A 23,300-nucleotide genomic window follows, 5' to 3' on the forward strand; every position below is an offset into this window, starting at 1 on the left:
AAACCCCTTAGAGTGTTATTGTAAAAACTTTAACGAAAACGAACCGAAATTGTATGTGAAGAGCAATCTTTCTCTGCACCAAAGTGAGAGTGTATCTGCGTTAAATGACACTGGTATGACAACAAAAGTTGTCAAATTGCTCTAACTGCCAATAACTATTGCATGCCGCAAAACCCGCGACAAATACGTTTTTACTAAGCAATTAAGTGGAAAAACATATAAATGAATATGAAATGATTGCAAACGTGCAATTTTCATAGATAGCAGAGGCGTAATTCGGCGGAATTATAAGAGCTGCGGATGTCGATGAATTTTGTTCATGACAACTATTGAAGAGATTTCTTTAAAATGTAGTAAAACTGCGACAAAATGGCGCTAAATTTTGACAAAAAACAAAGCCGGCGCATGGAGGCGCCGGCTTTGTTTGAGGAAAATACTTTATTTAGCGTTTGCTATTGGCGGCGGCGCCGGCAATATCAGCCTCAAATTTGGCAAATTTACCGTCCAGCGCTTTCAAAATACGTTGTTTTTCCGCTTCAGCAAGGAAAGAGTAGCGAATACTGTCGTAGGACAGTTTTTTCACTTCCGCGTAATCCGGCTGGTAACGGGCCGCATACAGTACATATTCACCGGATAAGTTGTTGCGGGAAACGCCCGCGTCATCAGTCGACAACACATATGGCACGCCATATTTGCGGAATAGCGTCACCGGATGCGCCTGGTCCTTGATGCCGAGGATGAAGTCGTTACTGCTGAGGTTGACCTCGACCGGGATCTTCTGATCACGCATTTTTTTCATGATGGCCAGGGGATTGCTCTCGTGAGCAATGTCCATGCCGTGGCCGATACGGCTGGCGCCGGCCACATCAATGGCATCCTTGATATGGAAGGTCAGGCCTTCCGGCTCCACCATGCCCAGCGACAGCTCGCCGGCGTGCAGCGCCAGTTTCACCTGCGGGAATTTGGACTTGAGGTATTTGAACATCTGCATGTGCAGCGCATAGTCGCGCATCGACACATGCACGCTTTCCTGGCCGACGATGTTGACGCCGACGATCTTCGGATTCGAGGTGGCCAGCTTGAAGCTGGACACGATCTGCGCATACACCTGCGACGGCGACAGGAAACGCAGCGCGAACGGCTGGTAGCGCAGCGTGAAGTTGGCATCGTCAATGCCAACGCTGACCGTGTCCACGTTCTTCAGGTAAGAAGCGATCCAGCCCTGGAAGGCTTGGTCTTTTTCCAGCTTGGCCGACAGCGCGGCGAAGTCGGCGTCGCTAACGCCGCCGGACAGCGCTTTCTTGTCGAAGTCCGCATCCTGCGCGATCGGTGCGATCTCGTAGATGGTTTCGATGTAGCTGACGTTTTCCTGGATGGCGCGCTGCTTCAGGCGCTGCAGGCCGTCGACAGCATTGGTCGACGCCACCGGGTTGAAATAGGCGAAGGTGTCGAAGAACTGGCGGTCCGGCGGCGACTGGATGGCGCTGTGGTTGTAGAAGTCCTTGTCCGACCAGCGCTGCAGCAGATTGGCCAGGAAGGTGTTGTCCTGCAGCGTGTCCACGCCGGACAGGCAGCTACGCTCCGCCAGCGGCTTGGCCTGCTCGGTCTTGGTCAACGTTTTGCTGGTGTCGATCTGATAGTTGCTCTTGTTGACACAGAAGCCCTCCTTGTCCACCCAGCTCAGATACTGTTCGGCATAGATCGCGCCGGAATAATGGTGGTGCAGGTCGCCGCCCTTGGGCATCAGCGTGAAGAACATCGTCAGCTCGGCCAGTTTCGGCTCCTTGCCCGCCGCGACCAGGGTGGCGAAGTGGCGCTTGGTGGCCTCTTCGTTGGCGTTGGCGGCTTGTGCCTGCGGCATGGCGCAGAACACGGCGGCGGCCAGCGCGGCGGCTTTCAGGCTGACGAGGTTTTTCTTCATGGTAGGTCCTTGGTTAAGTCATGTCACGGGCATGCACCTGTCGGCCGGCCGCATAGGTGGCCGCTATCGCGCGGTCGTCGCCCAGCAAGGCCAATGCGAACAGCAGCTCTTCCAGGCTGTTGCTGCGCGAGGTACGGCGCTGCAGCAGCGGCGTGGCTTGCGGGTCGATGACGATGAAGTCCGCCTCCGCCCCGCTGGCGAAATTGCCGATGGTGCCTTCAAGCTGCATGCTGCGCGCGGCGCCCAGCGTGGCGAGATAAAACATGCGCAAAGCCGGCAGGTAACTGCCCTTCAAGCGCGCTACTTTATAGGCTTCATTCATCGTTTGCAACATCGAGAACGAAGTGCCGGCGCCGACATCGGTCGCCAGTGACAGCAGCACGCCCGCGTCGTCTGCGCGCTCAAAGTCGAACAGGCCGCTGCCGAGGAACAGGTTGGAGGTCGGGCAGATGGCAGCTGCGGACTGGGTTTCGGCCATGCGGCGGCGGTCATGCTCATTTAGCCAGATGCAGTGGCCGTACATGGCGCGCGGCCGCATCATGCCATAGCTGTCGTACACGTCGATGTAGCTGCGCGAATTGGGAAACAGCTCGCGCACCCACGCGCATTCGGCTTCGTTTTCCGATACGTGGGTCTGGATATAGGTATCCGGATAGGCCGCCGCCAGCTCGCCAGCCAGCTGCAACTGGCGCTCGGTCGATGTAGGCGCGAAGCGCGGCGTGATCGCATACAGCGAACGGCCACGCTTGTGCCAGCGCTGGATCAGCGCTTCGGTATCACGCGCGCTGCTTTCAGCGGTGTCGCGCAGGAAGTCGGGACAGTTACGGTCCATCATCACCTTGCCGGCCACCATGCGCAAGCCGCGCTGCTCGCTGGCGGCGAAGAAGGCGTCCACTGATTCTGGATGCACGGTGCAGTAGACCATGGCGGTGGTGGTGCCGCAACGCAGCAGCTCGTCGAGGAAGAAATCGGCCACGTTGGCTGCGTGCTGGCTGTCGCCGAACTGGCGCTCGGATGGGAAGGTGTAGCTCTCCAGCCATGGCAGCAGGCCTTCCGACGGCGAGGCGATCATATCGGTCTGCGGATAGTGGATGTGGGTGTCGATAAAGCCCGGCATCAGCAGCTTGCCGCTGTAGTCGTGCACTACCGTGCCCGCAGGCAGGGTGGCGTGCAGCGCGGCGTAGTCGCCGGCCGCCTGGACTTTGCCGTCTTCGACGATCAGCAGGCCATCTTCGTGCCAGTTGTGGGACTGGTCGTTGAAGGCCGGATCGGCGACGAAGTGCAGCAAGCTGCCACGATAGGCTTGCAGGTTGGAGGTCATATCGGTCTTTCTTAAATCTGAGTGCGTAGTTTAGCTTGCGAAGGCCAGCCGTGCCGGCGTGCTGAGCGCAGCAATTTGCTGCCGCTCCCACACCATCAACAGCTGCGCGCACACGGAGGCGGCAATGGCGGCGGGAAGTTTGCTGGAAATGCCAGGCAGGCCGATGGGACAGGCCATGGCGTCTATGCGCTCTTGCGGCAGGCCGCGTGCGGCCAGGCGGCGCTCGAATTGTACCCGTTTGGTGTGCGATCCGATAAGCCCGAACCAGCCCACGTCGCCGCGCGAAAGGATGGCTGCGCTGAGGCGCTGGTCCAGTGCGTGGCTGTGGGTCATGACGAGATAGCTGGCGTCGGCCGGGGCGGCGCTGACGCAGGCTTCCGGCATATCGGTGGCTTCCACGGTGACGTTGGCAGGCAGGCTGGCTGGGAACATGTCTTCGCGCTCATCGACCCAGGTGACGGTGCACGGCAGCTCGCCCAGCAGCCGGACGATGGCCGCTCCGACGTGGCCTGCGCCGAACAAGACCAGGTGTGCGCGCGGCGCCAGGCAGGGATCGGCCAGCCAGCGGCGTCCGTCCGCATCGCGCAGCACATGCGTACCGCGCTCGCGGTCAATCGCCGGAGCGGACGCCCCCTGCCCGCCCGCCACCGGGCGCAAGCCATCAGCGCCGAGCAGCAGTGCGGCGGCCGGGCCATCGATGGCGCTGAGGCGCCAGCAGTCTTCACGCGGCCGGGCGCGCAAGCCTTGCAGCACGGCAGCCAGATCGTGGCCAACCAGCTCAAACGCCAGATGCACCACGCCGCCGCAGCACTGCCCCAGCGTCGGCCCGAGCGCATAACGCTCCAGCCGCGCGCTGGCCGCGCCTTCAAGCATTTCGCGCGCCAGTTCGATGGCGCACATTTCCAGGTGGCCGCCGCCGATCGTGTCGTACTGGTTGCGCGCCGTCACCAGCATCTTGGCGCCGGGCTCGCGCGGGCCGGAGCCCTCAACGATGGCCACGGTCACCAGCACCGCTGGCTCCTGCACTTGCGCTGTCAGCCAGGCATGCATCACGCCATCACTTCCACGATGGAGACGGCGCGCAGAATCTCTTCGCTGGTTGCCGGCGCGTTCAACGGCGGATTCACGCGATGCCCACCCACTGCCGAAATCGCGTCGCGTATCGCAAAGAACACCGAGAACGGCAGCAGCAACGGCGGCTCGCCCACGGCTTTCGAGCGGTGGATGCTGTCTTCCACGTTGCCGTTATCGAACAGCTTGACGCGGAAATCCTCCGGACAATCAGAGATGCCAGGAATCTTGTAGGTGGACGGCGCATGCGTCATCAGCTTGCCCGCCGCGTTCCACCACAGCTGCTCGGTGGTCAGCCAGCCCATGCCCTGGATGAACGCCCCCTCCACTTGGCCAATATCAATGGCCGGATTCAGTGAACGGCCCGCATCATACAGAGCGTCCGCGCGCAGCAGCTTCCATTCCCCGGTCAGTGTATCGACCACCACTTCCGACACGGCCGCGCCGTAAGCGTAGTACGAGAACGGATGGCCGCTCATGGTCTTCGGGTCCCAGTGCAGGCCTGGCGTTGCGTAGAAACCGTCAGACCACAGCTGCACGCGCGCCAGATAAGCCTTCTGCACCAGCTCCGCAAACTGCACCCGGTGGCCGTTCACCAGTACCTGATTATCCTGGAAGCGCACCGGCTGGCCGTCCTCGCCGCCATACAGCTTGACCGCGTAAGCAGCCAGCCGCTCGCGGATCTGCCGCGCCGCATCCTGCGCCGCCTTGCCATTTAAATCCGCGCCGGTCGATGCCGCCGTGGCCGAGGTATTCGCCACCTTGCTGGTATCGGTCGCCGTGGCGCGCACATGCGACATATCCACGCCCAGTTCGTGCGCCACCACCTGCATCACCTTGGTGTTGATGCCCTGCCCCATCTCGGTGCCGCCGTGATTGACCAATACCGAGCCGTCGACATACACATGCACCAGCGCACCCGCCTGATTCAAATGCGTGACGTTGAACGCGATGCCGAACTTCAGCGGCGTGAGGGCGATGCCTTTCTTGAGCACCGGGCTGCTGGCGTTAAACACTGCAATCGCCTCGCGGCGCGCGCGGTATTCGCTGCTCTGTTCCAGCTCGGTCGTCAGCGCTTCGATCACGTTGTCGTTGATCTGCTGGCCGTATGGCGTGACGTTGCGTTCGGTCTGGCCGTAGAAATTGAGGCGGCGGATATCCAGCGCATCGCGGCCCAGGTTGCGCGCAATCTCGTCGATGATGTATTCAATCGCGATGGCGCCTTGCGGGCCGCCGAAGCCACGAAAAGCGGTATTCGACTGGGTGTTGGTCTTGCCGCATCCGGCGCGGATGTCCACGTCCGACAGATAGTAAGTGTTATCGAAATGGCAGACTGCGCGCGTCGCCACCGGCCCGGACAAATCCGCCGAGAAGCCGGCGCGCAAGGTCATATCAACGCGTGCCGCAAGAATCTTGCCGCTGTCGTCGTAGCCAACTTCATACTCATAATAAAAACAATGGCGCTTGCCGGTGACCAGCATATCGTCATCGCGATCCGCGCGCAGCTTGACCGGACGGCGCAATTTGGATGCTGCGATGCCCGCCGATGCCGCCCACAAGGCCGATTGCGATTCCTTGCCGCCAAAGCCGCCGCCCATGCGGCGGCATTCGACCTGCACCTTGTGTGAATGCACGCCGATTGCATGCGCCACGACGTGCTGCATCTCGCTCGGGTGCTGCGTCGAGCACTGCACCAGCAGGCCATTGTCTTCCTTCGGAATCGCGTAGGCGATCTGGCCTTCCAGATAGAACTGCTCCTGGCCGCCGACAAACAGCTGTCCCTTCACCACGCGCGGCGCCTTCTCAAACGCAGCCTGATAATCGCCGCGCTTCAATTGCATCGGCGGCAGTACATAGGAACCGGCAGCCTTGGCTTCCTGTGGCGTGAAAATAGCTGGCAGTTCTTCATAGGTGACGACAGCGCGGCGCGCGGCGCGGCGGGCGTTATCGTGCGTATCGGCCACCACGATAAAGATCGGCTGGCCGACATACATCACTTCACCGGCCGACAAGATCGGATCGTCATGGATGATCGGCCCGCAATCATTGGTGCCGACGATATCCTCGGCCTTGTACACCGCCACCACGCCTGGCGCACTGCGTACAGGCGCCAGATCCATCGCTACAATGCGCGCGTGCGCCTTGGACGACAAGCCCAGCGCAGCATGCAGCGTGCCTTGCAGTTCGGGGATGTCGTCGGTATAAGTGGCCTGCCCCAGCACGTGCAGCTCGGCCGATTCATGTGGACGCGCGACGCCAACCGCTTTCCATTCATTCATGCTGGACTCCTTCATGCGCGGCAGGTGTAAGCGTTGACGGCGTCCGCCGCAAGTGGCGCATCGGCGCGTGTCTCCAGCCAGAAGCGGCGTAACAGATTCTGCGCCGTCTGCATGCGATAGGTGCTGGATGCGCGCATATCCGACAGCGGCGCAAAGTCCTGTTGCAGCAAGTCCATCGCCACGCGCAGATTGGCTTCGTTCCAGCGCAAGCCGGTCAGTGCGGCTTCGGCGCGCGGCGCACGGCGCGGCGTGGCCGCCATGCCGCCAAAGGCGATACGCGCATCGGTCACGGTGTCGCCATCCAGTGTGAAGGCGAAGGCCGCACATACGGCCGAGATGTCCTGATCGAAGCGCTTGGCCAGTTTGTAGGTGCGGAACTGCACCTTGGCGCGCGGCAGTGGCACGCGCACGGCAGCGACGAATTCATCGGCCTGCAAATCCTTTTTCTGATAATCGAGATAGAAGGCTTCCAGCGCCAGCACGCGGCGGCCAGACGGGCCTTGCAGCACCACCTCGCTACCCAGCGCGATCAGCCACGGCATGGAGTCGCCAATCGGCGAGCCATTAGCGACATTGCCGCCCAGCGTGCCCGCGTTACGGATCGGCAGCGAAGCGAAACGCTGCCACAGCTCGCCCAGCTCCGCCGGATACAGCTCGCACAGCGCTGCATACGCATCGTTCAGCGATACGCCCGCGCCAATTTCCAGCATACCGTCTTTCTGCTGCACGCTTTGCAGCGCCGTCACATGGCCGAGATAGATGATGTCGCCCAGTTCGCGCATCTGCTTGGTCACCCACAGGCCGATGTCGGTGGAGCCGGCCAACAGCGTCGCTTGCGGATGCGCGGCGCGCAGCGCCACCAGTTCCTCCAGCGTGCGCGGTGCGTGGAAAGAATGCCCTTGCGCTGTGTAGGTCGCGCCGGCGGTGCGCTGCAATGCCTGCAACTGCCGCGTCAGCGCCGCGCGGTCAAACGACACTTTCGGCAACTCGGTCATGCGCTGCGCCGCATCAATGATCGGACGGTAGCCGGTGCAGCGGCACAGATTACCGGACAGGCAGTTATCGATTTCCTTGCGCTGCGCCGGCTGGCCATCCTTGTCCAGATACATGCCCCACAGCGACATCACGAAACCAGGCGTACAGAAGCCGCATTGCGAGCCATGACATTCCACCATCGCCTGCTGCACCGGATGCAGCGCGCCATCCGGCTGCTGCATATCCTCCACCGTGAACAGCGCCTTGCCGTCCAGCGTGGGCGCGAACTGGATGCAGGAATTCACCGCCTTCATCTCCAGCTGGCCTTCGGCGTTCAGGCTGCCCACCACCACCGTGCAGGCGCCACAATCGCCTTCGGCGCAGCCTTCCTTGGTGCCGGTGCAATGCAGATCCTCGCGCAGGTGCTGTAGCACGGTGCGGGTTGGCGCGGCATGGTGGATTTCCTGGACGGCGCCCCGGAAGTAAAAGCGAATTGGTTCGGACATCACAATCTCATTCAGCAAATGGGTGAACCTTGCGCCAGTGTTCGGCGATATCGATGCGGCGGGTGATCCACACCTTGTCGTGGCTTTGTACATAGTCGAGGAAGCGCGCCAGCGCGGCGGCGCGCGCCGGACGTCCGACGATGCGGCAATGCAGGCCAATGGACAGCATCTTCGGCTGATTCAGGCCGTTCGGATCGCCCTCGGCGTACAGCACGTCAAACGCGTCCTTCAGATAGTCGAAGAACTGCGTGCCGGAGTTGAAACCCTGCGCAGCGGCGAAGCGCATGTCGTTGGTGTCCAGCGTGTACGGCACGATCAGTTGCGGCGCACTGGCCGGCTGGCCTTGCGCATCGGTGTAGGCGACCTTCTGCCAGAACGGCAGGTCGTCGCCGTAGTGGTCGGCGTCGTAGCGGAAGCCGCCATGCTCGATCACCAGCCTGCGCGTCTGCGGCGAATCGCGGCCGGTGTACCAGCCTTGCGGCGCGCTGCCGGTCAGTTCGCGGATGATGTCTACCGCTTCCTTCATGTGCGCGCGCTCAGTGGCTTCGTCCATGTTTTGATAACTGATCCAGCGCAGGCCGTGACAGGCGATTTCGTGGCCCAGCTGCTGGAACGCCGCCACCGCCTCCGGATTGCGCTTGAGCGCCATCGATACGCCAAACACCGTCAACGGCAGCTTGCGGTCTTCGAACATGCGCAGCATGCGCCACAGGCCGGCGCGCGAGCCATACTCGTACAGCGACTCCATGCTCATGTGGCGGCTGCTGAACGAGGCCGCGCCGATGATCTCGGACAGGAAAGTCTCCGAGCCGGCGTCGCCGTGCAGCACATTGTTCTCGCCGCCCTCTTCGTAATTCAGCACGAACTGCAGCGCCACGCGGGCCTGGCCGGGCCACTGCGCATGCGGCGGTTTCGGGCCGTAGCCGATCAGGTCGCGCGGGTAGTTGTCGTAAGTGCTCATGGCGATGGCAAGTCTATGGGGAATATAACCTTAATCATATATGCCCAGATCCATGGCAGTATATGATTTACACAATAGATACCTGTCACAAGCAAATATAGGACCAAGCATGGGAAAACTCAGCACGCACGTTCTGGACATCACCCAGGGCAAGCCCGGCGCCGGCGTCAAAGTGGCTTTGTATGCGGTACAGCCGCAGGGCCGTACGCTGATCAAGAGCGATGTCACCAACGCAGATGGCCGCTGTTCCGCCCCGCTGCTGGAGGGCGATGCACTGAAACAGGGCAAATATGAGCTGGTCTTCAGCGCCGGCGACTATTTCGCCGCGCAAGGCGTGGCGCTGCCGGAGCCGCGCTTTATCGATGAGGTGACGCTGGCCTTCGGCATCGCCCACGCCGACCAGAACTACCATGTGCCGCTGGTCGTCTCGCCATGGGCCTATTCAACTTACCGGGGAAGCTGAAATGATAAGATGCGGGCACTATGACTGAATCCCTGGCCGCATCCTTACTTCAACAAGCCGTCGAACTGCACCAGCAGGGGCGGCTACAGCCGGCGCAGGCGCTGTACCGGCAAGTCCTTGAACTCAATCCACAGCAGTTTGATGCCTTGCATCTGCTGGGCGTGATCGCACGCCAGCAGGGTGACGCCGCGACTGCCATCGAACTGATTTCGCGCGCAATCGCCGTCAATGACGGCCAGGCCGGCGCCCATTGCAACCTGGGCGTGGCCTTGCTCGACAGCGGCCGCGCCGATGAAGCGCTGGCCAGCCATGAGCGCGCGCTGGCGCTGATTCCTGCCTATGCGCTGGCCTGGAGCAATCGCGGCAACGCGCTGCGTCGGCTCGCACGCCTGGACGAGGCGCTGGAAAGCTACCAGCGCGCGCTGGCGATCCAGCCGCAGTATGCGGAAGCGCACTGCAACCGCGCCATCGTACTGCAGGAACAGGGGCGTTATCTGGACGCGCTGGGCGCGGCCGAGGATGCGCTCAATCTCAAAGACCGCTACGCCGACGCCTGGCTGGCACGCGGCCATGCGCTGCACTGCCTGCGTTATCTGCCTGAGGCGGTGGAGAGCTTCGACCGCGCCATTCACCTGCGTCCCGACTGGGCGGAGGCGTACAGCGCGCAAGGCGCCTCGTTGCAGCGGCTGGGCGAATTTGCGGCGGCGCTGGACAGCTACGATCAGGCGCTCAAGCACAAGCCCGGCTACGCGCTGGCGCACTACCATCGCGGCAACGCTCTGCGTTCGCTGGAGCGGCGGGAAGAAGCCATCGCTGCCTACCGTGCCGCGCTGGCGCATGGCGATAATCCGGAAACCATTGCCTTCGCGCTGGCCTCCGTCGGTGAAGGAGAAACACCGGCCGCGCTGCCGAACGACTATGTACGCTCGCTGTTCGACCAATACGCGAACCACTTCGACCAGCACTTGACCGAAGTGCTGGGCTACAAAACGCCCGCAGTGCTGGATGCGCTGCTGCGCCACGTCGCGCCATCGTCCGAGCTGGCGACGCTGGACCTGGGCTGCGGCACCGGCTTGTGTGGCCCTTATCTGCGCGCTTACTCGCGCAAGCTGTATGGCGTCGATCTGTCGCAGCAGATGCTGGACAAGGCGGCCGAGCGCGGCCTGTACGACGAACTGGCCTGCGCCGATCTGCTGACCTACCTGGACGGCCGCGGCGCCGCTTTCGACCTCGCCGTTGCCGCCGACGTCTTCGTCTACATCGGCGACCTGGCGCCGGTGTTCCGCGCGGTGCATACGGCGCTGCGTCCGGGGGGACGTTTCTGCTTCTCAGTCGAAGCTGGCGAAGGTGCGGACTATGTGCTGCGCCCGTCCAACCGCTACGCCCACACACTGGCATACCTGCAGCGACTGGCCGCCGACACCGGCTTCGCTGTGCTAGCTACGCAAGCGCTGGAGGCCCGTGAAGAAAACGGCGCGCCTATCGCCGCGCATGCACTGGTGTTATGCAAATAGATCACATCTTCATCCGCGCCAGTGTCAGCGCGCCCGAAGCCGCTGCACTGCGTGCGTTCGGCCTGAGCGAAGGCAGCGGCAATGTGCATCCCGGCCAAGGCACAGCCAATCGCCGCTTCTTCTTCGCCAACGCCTTCCTTGAACTATTGTGGGTCGCCGACGCAGTCGAAGCCACCAGCCCGCTCACCACGCCGACCAGACTGCACGAGCGGCTTTCCGCCGGCAGCGACACCTCACCCTTCGGCCTCTGTTTCCGCGACGCCGGCGCATTGACGCTCCCGGTCTTTGACTACAGGCCAACCTATCTGCCGCCGGACATGAGCATCGGCATCGCCAGCGAAGCGCCACTGTCAGAGCCGATGTGGTTTTACCTCGCTGGCGGCCAACCGCTCCCGCCACCGCCCCGCCACGCGGCCGGCGTGAGCCGGATCACCGCCGTACGCTGTACCCAGCCGTCCGCCGCGCTATCTGCTGCGGCAGTCGCCAGCGGCGTCACTTTCGCCGAAGGCAGCGAGCATCTGCTGGAAATCAGCTTTGACGACGAAGTCCAAGGCCGTACGCACGACTTCCGTCCCGCCCTGCCACTCGTTTTCAGGTATTGAATCATGATGCCAGCCACTTTCATCGGAGATGCTGTTCTGCAACGCCAAGCGCACATTCTTCAAGGAGCTGGACGAGCTGTTTTAAGCAAGTTGCGCGCAACGCATCATTCGCTTAGAATTTGCGCTATTGCGTTCTGCTGGCGCCTGAATGGGACGCCATTTCCCCTTGGATACCGTTCCCCTTTGGGTGCAATTCCTTGCACTCTTTTTCCTGATACTCTGCTCAGCCTTCTTCGCGATGGCGGAAACCGCCCTGATGGCGGCCAATCGCTATCGCCTGCGCCATGAAGCAAAACGCGGCAGCCGCAAGGCAATCACCACGCTGTGGCTGCTCGACCGCACCGATAAGCTGCTGTCGCTGGTACTGATCGCCAACACGCTGTTCAACGCCGCCGCCACCGCGCTGGTGACCTCGATCGCCATCCAGTCCTTCGGCCACGACGATAACGTCATCACCGTCTCCACTGGCGCGGTTGCCTTCCTGCTGATCGTGTTCGCGGAAATTTCGCCCAAGGTCATCGGCGCCACCTTTCCGGAAAAAATCGCGCTGCCGACCAGCATGGTGCTGAAGCCGCTGATGTCGCTGTCCAAGCCGATGATCTGGTTCGTCAACCTGTTCGTGTCGCAGCTGCTGAAGGTATTCGGCATCAAGGCCGGCTCGCACAACCACGATCCGCGCCTGTCGCCGGAAGAGCTGCGTTCCATCGTGCTGGAGGGCGGCAACTTCATCCCGCAAAAGCACAAGAGCATCCTGCTCAACCTGTTTGACCTGGAAACCATCTCGGTGGCCGACATCATGACGCCACGCGCCCAGGTCGAGGCGCTGAACCTGGAAATGCCGGTCGAAGAAATCAAGCGCGAGCTGACCACCTGCTACCACAACAAGCTGCCCGTCTACGAAGGCGAGATCAACCGCATCGTCGGTATCCTGCACGTACGCAAGGCGGTGGCGCTGCTGAACCAGCAAGAAGAACTCACCACCGGGCACTTCCGCGAATTGCTGACCACCCCGTATTTCATTCCGCAAGACACCCGTTTGTTCACCCAGTTGCAGTATTTCCAGGAGAACAAGGAGCGGCTGGGCATCATCGTCGATGAATACGGCGAAGTGCAAGGCCTGGTCACGCTGGACGACATCATCGAAGAGATGATCGGCGAATTCACCACCTCCACCCCGAGCGCCTCCAAAGCTGAAAGCTTCGGCTGGGACGCCAGCGGCGAATGCCTGCTGGACGGCACCACCCCGCTGCGCGACGTCAACAAGCGCCTCGATCTCCGCTTCCCGCTCGATGGTCCGAAGACGCTGAACGGCATGCTGCTGGAGCTGCTGCAGGATATTCCGGACGCGCCGGTCAGCCTCAAGGTTGAGCAATGCATCGTCGAAGTGGTGCAGGTGCACGACCAGGCGATCAAAGTCGTCAAGCTGCGGCGCGCCGGCAACAAAGCCTTGTTGTAAACCAAAACAAACGCGTGGGCGCGCGCAACAGAGCAGAGTACACTGTCAGTGATACGGCTTTACAAAAGTAATGCCGGAGAGCATCATTTAATGGATCAGCCCTCCAACCTGACTAGACGTTTCCATGGCCACTGTCCTACCGAACGCAATCTCAGGCGCCCCCATGCCGGGGCTGGCGCGGGCATTGATGCAGGCAGGCCGGCTCACCGCCACGCAGGCGGAAGCGCTGCAAAAAAAGTCGGTGGCGGACAAGCTGGCATTCATCGACGTGCTGCTGTCAAGCGGCGCGATTGAATCCAAGGCACTGGCCGCCTTCTGTGCTGAAACCTTCTCCTATCCGCTGCTGGATGTGAGCACGCTGAACCTCGACGCGCTGCCGCCCAAAATCATCGACAACAAGCTGATGCAGACTCAGCGCGTTATCGCGCTGGCCAAGCGCGGCAACCGGATGTCGGTGGCGATTTCCGATCCGACCAACACCCAGGCGCTGGACCAGATCAAGTTCCAGACCGAATCCACAGTCGAGCCGGTGATCGTCGCGCATGACGGCCTGCTGCAACTGCTGGCGCGCCTGAACAAAAGCAGCGAACAAAGCATCGCCGACCTGGCCGGCGACGAGGGCGATATCCAGTTCGCCGAGGAAGAGGAAACACCGGCCGCCGCCGATGCCGCCAACGAGGTAGAAGATGCGCCGGTGGTACGCTTCCTCAACAAGATGCTGATGGACGCGGTCAACCTGGGCGCGTCCGACCTGCACTTTGAACCGTTTGAAAAGTTCTACCGCATCCGCTTCCGCGTCGATGGCGTGCTGATCGAGCATGCGCAGCCGCCGCTGTCGATCAAGGAAAAGCTGGTGTCGCGCATCAAGGTGCTGGCCAAGCTGGACATTTCGGAAAAGCGCGTGCCGCAGGATGGCCGCATGCGCCTGATCGTGTCGCCAACCAAGACCATCGACCTGCGTATCTCGACGCTGCCGACGCTGTTTGGCGAAAAGACCGTGATGCGTATCCTCGACGCCACGCAGGCGCAGATGGGCATCGACTCGCTAGGCTACGAGCCCGACCAGAAGGAGCTGATGCTGGACGCCATCCAGCGCCCCTACGGCATGGTGCTGGTGACCGGCCCCACCGGCTCCGGCAAGACGGTATCGCTATACACCTGCCTGAATATCCTGAACCAGCCCGGCATCAACATCTCCACCGCCGAAGACCCGGCCGAGATCAATCTGCCCGGCGTCAACCAGGTCAACGTCAATGACAGGGCCGGCCTGACCTTCCCGGTGGCGCTGAAGTCCTTCCTGCGCCAGGACCCGGACATCATCATGGTCGGTGAGATCCGCGACCTGGAAACCGCCGACATCGCCATCAAGGCGGCCCAGACCGGCCACATGGTGTTCTCCACGCTGCACACCAATGACGCGCCGTCCACGCTGACGCGGCTGATGAATATGGGGGTGGCGCCGTTCAATATCGCCTCTTCGGTAATCCTGATCACCGCCCAGCGCCTGGCGCGCCGCCTGTGCAGCTGCAAGCAGCCGGTGGACATCGCGCCGGCGCTGCTGGTCAAGGCCGGTTTCAAGGAAGAGGACGTGGACGATTCGTGGCGCCCCTATGGCCCGGTCGGCTGCGAGCGCTGCAACGGCGGCGGCTACAAGGGACGGGTCGGCATCTACCAGATCATGCCGATCACGCCGGCCATCGAGACGCTGATCCTGGCGCATGGCAACGCGATGCAGATCGCCGCCCAGGCCGAGGCCGAAGGCGTGAAATCGCTGCGCCAGTCCGGCCTGGTCAAAGTCAGGGCCGGGCTGACCAGCCTGGAAGAAGTACTGGGCTGCACCAACGAATAGGACGGTGAACATGGCGATATCGCGCAACGCGGGCAGTCAGGTCAAGGAATCGGTGTTCGCCTGGGAAGGCAAGGACAAGACCGGCAAGACTGTGCGCGGCGAATTGCGCGCCGGCGGCGAGGCGGTGGTCAACGTCACGCTGCGCCGCCAGGGCATCATGGTCACCAAGGTCAGGAAGAAGGCCTACCGCTCCGGCAAGCGCGTCACCGACAAGGACATCACCCTGTTCACCCGCCAGCTGGCGACCATGATGAAGGCCGGCGTGCCGCTGCTGCAATCGTTCGACATCGTCGGCAAAGGCCACGCCAATCCGTCCGTATCCAAGCTGGTGATGGATTTGCGCGCCGATATCGAAACCGGCACCAGCCTGAACCAGGCATTCCGCAAATTCCCGCTGTACTTCGATCCGCTGTTCTGCAACCTGGTTGGCGCCGGCGAGCAGGCCGGTATTCTGGAAGACCTGCTGACGCGGCTGGCGATCTACAAGGAAAAGACCCAGGCCATGAAGGCCAAGATCAAATCGGCGCTGATGTATCCGGTGTCGATCCTGGCGGTGGCGATGATTGTCACCTCGGTGATCATGATCTGGGTGGTGCCGGCGTTCAAGGAAGTGTTCGCCAGCTTTGGCGCCAACCTGCCCGCGCCGACGCTGCTGGTGATGGCGATCTCGGAATTCTTTGTGCAGTGGTGGTATGTGATTTTCGGCGGGCTGGGCGCGGCCATCTACTTCTTCTTGCGCGCCTGGCAGCGCTCGGCGCAGATGCAGCGCTTCATGGACAAGCTGATGCTCAAGCTGCCGATCTTCGGCGAAGTGATACGCAAGGCCACCATCGCGCGCTGGACGCGCACGCTGTCGACCATGTTTGCCGCCGGCGTGCCGCTGGTGGAGTCGCTGGACTCGGTCGGCGGCGCGGCCGGCAACGCCGTCTATCTGGACGCGACGCGCCGCATCCAGACCGAGGTCAGCACCGGCACCAGCCTCACAGTGGCCATGCAGAACGCGGAAGTATTCCCGAATATGGTTACGCAGATGGTGTCCATCGGCGAGGAATCCGGTTCGCTGGACGCCATGCTGGCCAAGGTGGCCGATTTTTACGAGGACGAGGTGGACGAGGCAGTGGCCTCGCTGTCCTCGCTGATGGAGCCTGCCATCATGGTCATCCTGGGGGTGCTGATCGGCGGCCTGGTGGTCGCCATGTACCTGCCGATCTTCAAGCTCGGCTCGGTGGTCTAGCCGCGCTCGGCAATCGCGCGCTGATTGGACGCGTAAATATTGTCGCGCGGCGCGGGCTTGCCGGTATCCAGGCTGGCGATCCATTCGTCGGTGCCGATCACCGCCGCGAACGACGACTCCAGCACAATGCATTCCACGCGGTGGATTTCCTCGGCGCTGGCGCTGCCCATGCGGTTGCGGTACGGCAGCGAGCCAGCCGCGTCATGCAGGAATTCGACGTTGTAGCCGTCATGCATGGCCTGGCGGATGGTGGAGTCGTTGCAGTTGTGGGTCATATAGCCGGTGATGGCCAGCGTGTCGATCTGATGTTCCTTGAGCCAGACGCCAAAATCGGTGCCGGCAAAGGTGGACGGCAAATCCTTGGTGACCAGCTTGTCGTAGTGGCGCTGCGCCACCTCCGGGTGCAGCTGCACGCCAAAGCTGCCCTTGGCGAAAATCGGTGCATCCGGCGGCAGCACATGCTGCACCATCACCACCGGGATCTGGCGCGCGCGCGCCGCGTCCATGGCCCGGCCAATCTGCACCAGCGACGCTTGCACGTCGGGATATTCAATCTTGAAGTTGCCGGAAACGTATTCGTTCTGCACATCGATGACAACCAGGGCGCGGCGTGGCGCCGGGGCGAGCGTGGACATGGCTTTCCTTTGCGGTGGTGGGTGGGAAGTCATAGCTTAGTTGCAAGCCGCCGCCGCGCCATCCCTGCACGATGGTAGTTAGCTCTACCACCACCGAGTTATGGCGAAGGTGCCACTTTTATGGCACTGTCATGTTTTCCACGCCCTAGTGACGACATGATGGATCAGGCTCCCATAACGGTGATGACGGCGGACGACCATCCGCTGTTCCGGCAAGGCATTGCCAGCGTGCTGGAAAGCGATCCTGCGTTCCAGCTGGTGGCCGAGGCCAGCGGCGGACGCGAGGCAATCGCGCTGTACCGGCGCCAGCATCCCGACCTGGTGCTGATGGATATCCAGATGCCGGACCTGGACGGCGTGCAGGCCACGCAGGCGATCCGCGGAGAATTCCCCAGTGCCGCCATCGTCGTGCTGACCACTTATGAAGGCGATGCGCTGGTACTGCGCGCCATGAAGGCCGGCGCCGCCGGCTACCTGCTGAAAAGCGCCGCCCGCGGCGAAATGCTGGACACCATGCGCGCGGTCCATGCGGGACGGCGCCTGGTGCCGCCGCTGCTGGTGCGGGCGGTGGCTCGCCAGTTGCCGGGCGACGCGCTGACGCCGCGTGAAATCCAGGTGCTGGAACTGGCCGCGCTGGGCAAGAGCAACCGGCTGATCGGCCGCCAGCTGTGCATCGCTGAGGAAACCGTCAAAGTGCACATGAAGAACCTGATGAGCAAGCTGCAAGCTAACGACCGCACGCACGCCGTGCTGATCGGGCTGGGGCGCGGCATCATCGGCACGCGCAACCGGCCTCGCCCGCCAAGCAATTAACCGTGCGTTTCGGTGCGGCCCAGCCAGGCCGCCAGCCGGCGCCGCCAGCCCGCATGGCGCGGCGTCTGATAGCACACCTCGGCGGGCAGCTTGAGGATCACTTCGGTGCCCTGCTCCGGCAGGCTCAGCACTTCCAGCATGCCGCCCATGGCGGTGGCACGCTCGTGCATGCTGGCCAGGCTGCGCGGTGGCCGCGCCATGCCCTTGCCGTTGTCGCGCACGTACAGTGTCAGGAATTCGCAGCCGTACAGCAGCTCCAGTTCGATCCGCCCGGCCTGCGCATGCTGGAATGCGTTGTACAGCGCCTCGCGCGCGATGGCGTAGATTTCCTCGCCACAGTCGCCGTTGACCAGCGCCGGCTCGCCGCCGATCACCATGCGGAACGGCGTGTTGAAACTCTCCTGCAGCGACTGCCCCACCGCCGCCAGCGCGCCGCCCAGGTTGTCGCCATACACGACCGGCATGCGCAGCGCCAGTATCTGGTGGCGCCCCTCGGCCAGCACCTCATCGGCCTGGTCGAGAATTTGCTCGATGGCGGCGCGTTCCGGGCTGTCGGCAGCCAGGCGGTGGCCGACGCCCTGGAAGCGCAGGATCATGCCCTGCATGCTTTGCAGCAGCGTGTCATGCAGGCTGCTGGCCACGCGCTCGCGTTCGGCCAGCAGGCGCAGGCGTGCCTCGAAAGTGCGCCGCACACGGCGCAGGCAGATCAGGAAGGCGGCGCCAAACGCAAGGCACGCCAGCAACAGCCCGAGCAGCAGGAATAGCGGTGTCTGGGAAAACGACGACAATGAGTGCTCCGAGCGGAAAAGCAGAGCGGCCACATTGCCATTGTTCCAATGTTTTTACTATCTCCCCGACGGGGGAGTGCAATCTCAAAAAGGGTCGGCAACGCAGACAGAATGCTTTAATATGGCCGCGTGACTATTTAAGCCCCCCATATCCATGCTGCACACCACCCTGCTGTTCGCGCCGGCCGGCGACTTGGCCATCAGCCTCATCGCCGGCATTTTTGGCCTGCTGTTTGGCAGTTTCCTCAACGTGGTCATCCACCGCCTGCCGATCATGATGCAGCGCGAGTCGGACAATTACGTGGCCGAAGAAAGCGGCAAGCCACTGCCGCACAGCGAGCGCTACAACCTGATGGCGCCGCGCTCGGCCTGCCCGCATTGCCAGCACCAGATCACCGCCATGGAGAATATCCCGGTGTTCAGCTGGCTGGCCCTGCGCGGCAAGTGCAGCAGCTGCAAGGCGCGCATTTCGGCGCGCTACCCGCTGGTCGAACTGCTGACCGGCGTGCTGTCGGTGGCGGTGGTGTGGCGCTTCGGCAGCGGCTATGCCGGGCTGGCGGCGCTGTTCTTCCTGTACATGCTGATCGCACTGACCTTCATCGACGCCGACACACAGCTGCTGCCCGACGACCTGACCTATCCACTGATCTGGGCCGGCCTGCTGATCAACATCAACGGCACTTTCGTGCCCTTGCAGGACGCAGTGATCGGCGCAGCCGCCGGCTACCTGGCGCTGTGGTCGGTGTACTGGCTATTCAAGCTGGCCACCGGCAAGGAAGGCATGGGCTATGGCGACTTCAAGCTGCTGGCGGCGCTGGGTGCGTGGATGGGCTGGACCATGCTGCCGGCCATCATCCTGCTATCGTCGCTGGTCGGCGCGGTGGTCGGCATCGGCCTGATCGTGTTTGCCAAACGCGCGCGCAGCAATCCGATGCCCTTCGGCCCCTATCTGGCGGCCGCCGGCCTGATCGCCATGCTGTACGGCGGCCCACTGCTGGGCCTGACCATGAGCCTGGGCCGGCCATGAGCCGTCCGCCCTTCGCCATCGGTCTGACCGGCGGCATCGGCAGCGGCAAGAGCACGGTGGCCGACATGTTCGCCGCGCGCGGCGCCAGCATCGTCGACACCGACCTGATCGCCCACAGCATGACCGCGCCCGGCGGCCCGGCCATGCCAGACATCCTGCGCGCGTTCGGGCCGGAATTTGCCGACGCCGACGGCGCCATGGACCGCGCCCGCATGCGCACGCTGGTGTTCAGCGACACCAGCGCCAAGGCGCGGCTGGAAGCCATCCTGCATCCGCGCATCCGCGACGCGGCACTGGCCGCCGCCGCCGCCGCGACCGGCAGCTATGTGATCTACGCGGTGCCCTTGCTGATCGAATCCGGCACCTGGCGTGCACGGGTGACGCGGCTATTGGCGGTAGACTGTGCGGAAGAAGTGCAAATTGCGCGCGTTATGGCGCGTAACAATTTGCCGGAAGCGCAGGTCCGCGCCATCATGGCGGCACAAGTGAGCCGCGCGCAAAGGCTGGCGGCGGCGGACGATGTTATTGTCAATAATGCAGGAATCGAGGATCTGACGGCGCAAGTTGAGCGTTTGCATGCGTTTTATCTGCACATTCGCAGCGAATTCGCTGGTAATTTCACGGAATAAGGCAATAATGCCTTCGCAACGTTTGTAATTTTGCTTGGCTTGCTTCAAAATCACGAGAATTAATTGCTGCATGTCCATCTATAGAGGGATGTTATTTTGATCGTCTACGAATATCCTTTCAACGAGCGCATACGCACGTTGTTGCGCCTGGAGGATTTGTACGAGAAATTCAAGTTCTTTGTGCATCAAGAACATCCAATGCAGCACCATGTCGCGCTGGCGACTATCTTCGATATGCTGGAAGTGGCCGGCCGCGCCGACCTGAAATCCGATCTGCTGCAAGAACTGGAGCGCCAGCGCCAAACGCTGCTGGGCTACCGCATGAATCCCAATGTCGAACCGGAAATGCTGGACGCCATCCTGAACGAAGTGGACGGCGTCAGCAGCGCGCTGGTGGCGGCCCAGGGCAAGACCGGCCAGAACGTGCGCGAGAATGAATGGCTGATGAGCATCCGTGGCCGCACCATCATTCCGGGCGGCGCCTGCGAATTCGACCTGCCCTCGTATTACGCCTGGCAGCAGCGCCCGGCCGAGGCGCGCTTCAACGACATCATCAACTGGTTCACCCCGCTGGCGCCGCTGTTTGACGCGCTGGCCCTGGTGCTGCGCCTGCTGCGCGATTCCGGCGGGCCGGTGAAGATGATCGCCGTGGCTGGCAGCTATCAGCAAATGTTGCAGGGTAAGGTCTACCAGATGCTGCGCCTGACGCTGGATGAATCGCAGGGTGCGATTCCGGAGATCTCCGCCAACAAATACATGTTGTGGGCGCGCTTTACCTCGCAAGGCGGCGACCTGAAACCCAAACCGTTGGAAGATGATGTACCATTCGAGCTCACGCTCTGTAACTTCTGACGATACCCATGACCACTGTAGTTGAATGCCCGACCTGCTCCGCCAAAGTGGCGTGGAAGCCGGAAAACAAGTTTCGCCCGTTCTGCTCGGAACGCTGCAAGAAGATCGACCTCGGCGCCTGGGCCGAGGAAAAATACGCGATTCCCGCCGCACCGCCGAAAGATCCAAACGACGAAGAATAATCCGCGCAGCATGATGCTGCGGATTACATCACTTTCACTGCTTTGCCGATGTACAGCACCGGGCCGGTCGGCTTGCCGGTCGGCGAGCCTGTAGCCGGCTCCAGCGTGATTTCGAACAGCTGATCCGGCTGCACCGGCGGCAATTTATCCAGCGCCAGCTTCAGCGAGCGATCCGACTCGACCAGTCCCAGCGAGACCGGCCCGCTCCAGCCGGGCGCCTTGGTCCAGAATTGCAGCGCCTTGCGGTCCGGCACGACGGTGCCGTGCAGCGGCGTCAGCGTCAGTTGACGGTTCAGGCTGGCCTGCACCACCCAGCCGGCGCCACGGTCTTGCGGCGCCACCAGCACCACCATATAGGCCGCCTCGGGCGCGGAAGGACGCAAGCCCAGCAGTACCGCCAAGACCAGGCTGGCAGCCACTGCACCGCCAGCCAGGCCGCGCCACAGCCGCAGATCATCCCAGCAGCGCCGCCAGCCGCCCGCCAGCGTCACGCCAGCGTCCACCGGCCCTGCTGCGCCTGCGGGGCTGAACGCCGCCTGCACGCTGGCCGCGATACGTGGCCACACCGCTGCTGACGGCTCTACCGGCGGCGCCAGCGAAGTCAGGGGCAGCAAGCGGCGCTCCCATGCCGCCACCTCGGCGCGCAGCAGCGGCTCGCGCGTCATCCGCTGTTCGAGCGCACGCCGCTCGGCGGCCGACAGCGTGCCCAGCACATACTCCCCAGCCAGCTGCTGTAATTGTTCCGGTGTTTCGCTCATCCCATGCACTCCCGCAATGCGGCGAGGCCGCGCTTAAGCCAGGCCTTCACCGAGCCCAGCGGCGCCTTCAGGCGCTCCGCGATTTCGCGATGACTGCAACCATCGACATAGGCGCACAGCAGGCTATTCCGCTTGGCGCTATCGAGATGCTCAAGACAGTCATGCAAACGTCCCATGCTGGCTTGCAGTTCAAACTGCTCGGCCACCGTATCGCCCTGTGCTTCCTGCAGCGCATCCAGCGTTTCAGTATCGACCGCTACCTCACGCTCGCTGCCGCGCAGGGCGTTCAGCGCCTGATGCCGCACCACGCTGTAGACCCAACCACGCCCGGCGCCGCGCCCGGCATCGAAACTGGCCGCCTTCTGCCAGATGCTGACAAAGGCATCATGCAGCACATCTTCGGCCACATCGCGCCGGCGCACGATGCGCAGCGCCACGCCCAGCAGATGCCGCCCGTCCTGTTGGTACAGGCGATGCAGGGCCTGCTGCTCGCCCCGGGCGCAGGCGGCCAGCACGGCGTCATAATCGAACAAGTCGGGGGCGTTGGGCATCAGCCGATTATAGCTGGACTCATGCAGCTTTCCAGAAGATATAGTCGGCCTGGTACTGGACCTTCTGCTTGCTGCCGGCATTGGCCGCATCGCACGCAGCGGCCGGGGCCACGCCGCCCTTGGTGGCAACCCGCTGGATATACGCCACGCCGAACATGGCGCCGCTGCCCACCGACGGATTCGCCCGCACCAATTGGTGCGGGATATTGCCAGCACCAGCCGGCGCTACCGCAAGCTGGGTGGCAGTAACTTTGGAGCCATCGTTATTTTCCCAGGTCGCAGGCGGGCCGTAGTATTTGCCGACAGCTTTGCCGCTGCGGTCCTTCAGCACGGCGTCCGGTCCGATAAAGGTCCACTCGAACTGGCCGGGGCCATCCTTTTTGGCCTTGCACTCATAGGTGATATCCCCGGCGCCAACGGTTTCCATGGCAACGCGATGGCCGGCCGGGACCTGCACGGCTTGCGGCAAGCCCTGCTGATCGAACTGCGGCGCGGTGGCGCAGGCGGACAGCATCAGTGCGGCGGCGGCGGAAACAACGGCGGTGTGGGTAGTTTGCATGTCGGACTCCTTGGTGGTGGTAAGGTATCAGCGCGCGAAATCGCTGCCGATACCAGTACTACCCGCCAGCCCCCGGTTTGGATGCAGTCCAACGAAAAAAAATCGGGGTCAGTTCCGGCAAACCGCCATTTCGCAAGCGAAATGGCGGTTTGCCGGAACTCGTATATTGAGCATACCGCCCCATCATCGGATAAAGTGGTAGAGGCGGCCAGGCAGGGTGATGCCGATCGGAATTTGGGCCATTGAGCCCGTGGGTCAGATTGGTACCCCTGCCTGTTTCATTTTATAAGTCCGAACGGTATCTTGGGCTATTGCCTCGCGCATAAGCCCGCATACGAGAAAGGTCAAAAATGG

22 protein-coding genes are annotated in these 23,300 nt (G+C 62.5%); 11 read left to right on the plus strand and 11 right to left on the minus strand.

Features of this window, described 5'->3' with window-relative positions; genetic code table 11:
• Positions 1-442 precede the first annotated feature (442 nt).
• The 6 genes from KW842_RS11670 to puuE are packed head-to-tail and all read right to left on the minus strand — an operon-like array spanning position 443 to position 9,034.
• A complete protein-coding gene (locus KW842_RS11670) occupies positions 443-1,921 on the minus strand; it encodes an adenosine deaminase (protein ID WP_218304238.1) in 1,479 nt (492 codons plus the stop codon).
• Positions 1,922-1,934: 13 nt separating this feature from the next.
• Positions 1,935-3,242 (minus strand): guanine deaminase, encoded by a 1,308-nt coding sequence (guaD, locus tag KW842_RS11675; protein ID WP_218304239.1) that lies wholly within the window; start codon positions 3,240-3,242, stop codon positions 1,935-1,937.
• 30 nt (positions 3,243-3,272) lie between these two features.
• Complete coding sequence (xdhC, locus tag KW842_RS11680; protein WP_218304297.1) at positions 3,273-4,292, minus strand: xanthine dehydrogenase accessory protein XdhC; 1,020 nt, start codon at positions 4,290-4,292, stop codon at positions 3,273-3,275.
• Complete coding sequence (xdhB, locus tag KW842_RS11685; protein ID WP_229223624.1) at positions 4,292-6,592, minus strand: xanthine dehydrogenase molybdopterin binding subunit; 2,301 nt, start codon at positions 6,590-6,592, stop codon at positions 4,292-4,294. Before xdhB ends, xdhC begins: the two co-directional genes overlap by 1 nt.
• 11 nt (positions 6,593-6,603) lie before the next feature.
• Complete coding sequence (xdhA, locus tag KW842_RS11690) at positions 6,604-8,073, minus strand: xanthine dehydrogenase small subunit (protein WP_218304241.1); 1,470 nt, start codon at positions 8,071-8,073, stop codon at positions 6,604-6,606.
• 7 nt (positions 8,074-8,080) lie between these two features.
• Positions 8,081-9,034: an allantoinase PuuE gene (gene puuE / locus KW842_RS11695; RefSeq protein WP_218304242.1), complete on the minus strand. Its 954-nt coding sequence runs from the start codon at positions 9,032-9,034 to the stop codon at positions 8,081-8,083.
• Positions 9,035-9,143: 109 nt separating this feature from the next.
• Here puuE and uraH point away from each other — a divergent pair, with 109 nt between their 5' ends.
• From uraH to KW842_RS11725, 6 genes are all read left to right on the plus strand, one after another.
• Positions 9,144-9,497, plus strand: a complete 354-nt coding sequence (uraH, locus tag KW842_RS11700) for a hydroxyisourate hydrolase (RefSeq protein ID WP_218304243.1) — start codon at positions 9,144-9,146, stop codon at positions 9,495-9,497.
• Positions 9,498-9,517: 20 nt separating this feature from the next.
• A complete protein-coding gene (locus KW842_RS11705; protein WP_218304244.1) occupies positions 9,518-11,011 on the plus strand; it encodes a tetratricopeptide repeat protein in 1,494 nt (497 codons plus the stop codon).
• Positions 11,002-11,613 carry a VOC family protein gene (locus KW842_RS11710; protein WP_218304245.1) on the plus strand — a complete coding sequence of 204 codons (612 nt, stop codon included), beginning with the start codon at positions 11,002-11,004 and terminating at the stop codon, positions 11,611-11,613. Before KW842_RS11705 ends, KW842_RS11710 begins: the two co-directional genes overlap by 10 nt.
• A 166-nt stretch (positions 11,614-11,779) precedes the next feature.
• The gene (locus tag KW842_RS11715) at positions 11,780-13,069 is read left to right on the plus strand and encodes an HlyC/CorC family transporter (RefSeq protein ID WP_218304246.1); all 1,290 of its coding nucleotides are present in this window, start codon (positions 11,780-11,782) and stop codon (positions 13,067-13,069) included.
• Positions 13,070-13,193: 124 nt separating this feature from the next.
• Positions 13,194-14,918 carry a type IV-A pilus assembly ATPase PilB gene (pilB, locus tag KW842_RS11720; protein WP_229223625.1) on the plus strand — a complete coding sequence of 575 codons (1,725 nt, stop codon included), beginning with the start codon at positions 13,194-13,196 and terminating at the stop codon, positions 14,916-14,918.
• A 10-nt stretch (positions 14,919-14,928) separates the two neighbouring features.
• Positions 14,929-16,152 carry a type II secretion system F family protein gene (locus KW842_RS11725; protein WP_218304247.1) on the plus strand — a complete coding sequence of 408 codons (1,224 nt, stop codon included), beginning with the start codon at positions 14,929-14,931 and terminating at the stop codon, positions 16,150-16,152.
• On the opposite strand, the gene KW842_RS11730 is transcribed toward KW842_RS11725, so the two are convergent.
• Entirely contained in the window at positions 16,149-16,787 is a 639-nt protein-coding gene (locus KW842_RS11730) for a cysteine hydrolase family protein (protein ID WP_218304248.1), read from the minus strand. The two genes, KW842_RS11725 and KW842_RS11730, sit on opposite strands and share 4 nt — an antisense overlap.
• Positions 16,788-16,943: 156 nt before the next feature.
• On the opposite strand from KW842_RS11730, the gene KW842_RS11735 reads away from it, so the two are divergent.
• Complete coding sequence (locus KW842_RS11735; protein ID WP_307729822.1) at positions 16,944-17,600, plus strand: response regulator; 657 nt, start codon at positions 16,944-16,946, stop codon at positions 17,598-17,600.
• Here KW842_RS11735 and KW842_RS11740 read toward each other — a convergent pair.
• Positions 17,597-18,388: a sensor histidine kinase gene (locus tag KW842_RS11740; RefSeq protein WP_218304249.1), complete on the minus strand. Its 792-nt coding sequence runs from the start codon at positions 18,386-18,388 to the stop codon at positions 17,597-17,599. The two genes, KW842_RS11735 and KW842_RS11740, sit on opposite strands and share 4 nt — an antisense overlap.
• A 154-nt stretch (positions 18,389-18,542) precedes the next feature.
• On the opposite strand from KW842_RS11740, the gene KW842_RS11745 reads away from it, so the two are divergent.
• The 4 genes from KW842_RS11745 to KW842_RS11760 all read left to right on the plus strand — a co-directional run bounded on the left by KW842_RS11745 (position 18,543) and on the right by KW842_RS11760 (position 21,078).
• Positions 18,543-19,415: an A24 family peptidase gene (locus KW842_RS11745; protein WP_218304250.1), complete on the plus strand. Its 873-nt coding sequence runs from the start codon at positions 18,543-18,545 to the stop codon at positions 19,413-19,415.
• Entirely contained in the window at positions 19,412-20,044 is a 633-nt protein-coding gene (gene coaE / locus KW842_RS11750) for a dephospho-CoA kinase (RefSeq protein WP_218304251.1), read from the plus strand. Before KW842_RS11745 ends, coaE begins: the two co-directional genes overlap by 4 nt.
• Positions 20,045-20,140: 96 nt before the next feature.
• The gene (zapD, locus tag KW842_RS11755) at positions 20,141-20,896 is read left to right on the plus strand and encodes a cell division protein ZapD (protein WP_218304252.1); all 756 of its coding nucleotides are present in this window, start codon (positions 20,141-20,143) and stop codon (positions 20,894-20,896) included.
• An 8-nt stretch (positions 20,897-20,904) separates the two neighbouring features.
• The gene (locus tag KW842_RS11760; protein ID WP_218304253.1) at positions 20,905-21,078 is read left to right on the plus strand and encodes a DNA gyrase inhibitor YacG; all 174 of its coding nucleotides are present in this window, start codon (positions 20,905-20,907) and stop codon (positions 21,076-21,078) included.
• A 23-nt stretch (positions 21,079-21,101) separates the two neighbouring features.
• Here the strand turns inward: KW842_RS11760 and KW842_RS11765 are convergent, their stop codons facing one another.
• The 3 genes from KW842_RS11765 to KW842_RS11775 are packed head-to-tail and all read right to left on the minus strand — an operon-like array spanning position 21,102 to position 22,946.
• A complete protein-coding gene (locus tag KW842_RS11765) occupies positions 21,102-21,836 on the minus strand; it encodes an anti-sigma factor domain-containing protein (protein WP_218304254.1) in 735 nt (244 codons plus the stop codon).
• A complete protein-coding gene (locus tag KW842_RS11770; protein WP_218304255.1) occupies positions 21,833-22,387 on the minus strand; it encodes a sigma-70 family RNA polymerase sigma factor in 555 nt (184 codons plus the stop codon). Before KW842_RS11770 ends, KW842_RS11765 begins: the two co-directional genes overlap by 4 nt.
• Before the next feature lie 19 nt (positions 22,388-22,406).
• Positions 22,407-22,946: a DUF3455 domain-containing protein gene (locus tag KW842_RS11775; protein ID WP_218304256.1), complete on the minus strand. Its 540-nt coding sequence runs from the start codon at positions 22,944-22,946 to the stop codon at positions 22,407-22,409.
• Positions 22,947-23,300: the final 354 nt, after the last annotated feature.

The sequence above is a fragment of the Duganella sp. sic0402 genome, assembly GCF_019219065.1.
Classification (GTDB): domain Bacteria; phylum Pseudomonadota; class Gammaproteobacteria; order Burkholderiales; family Burkholderiaceae_D; genus Rugamonas.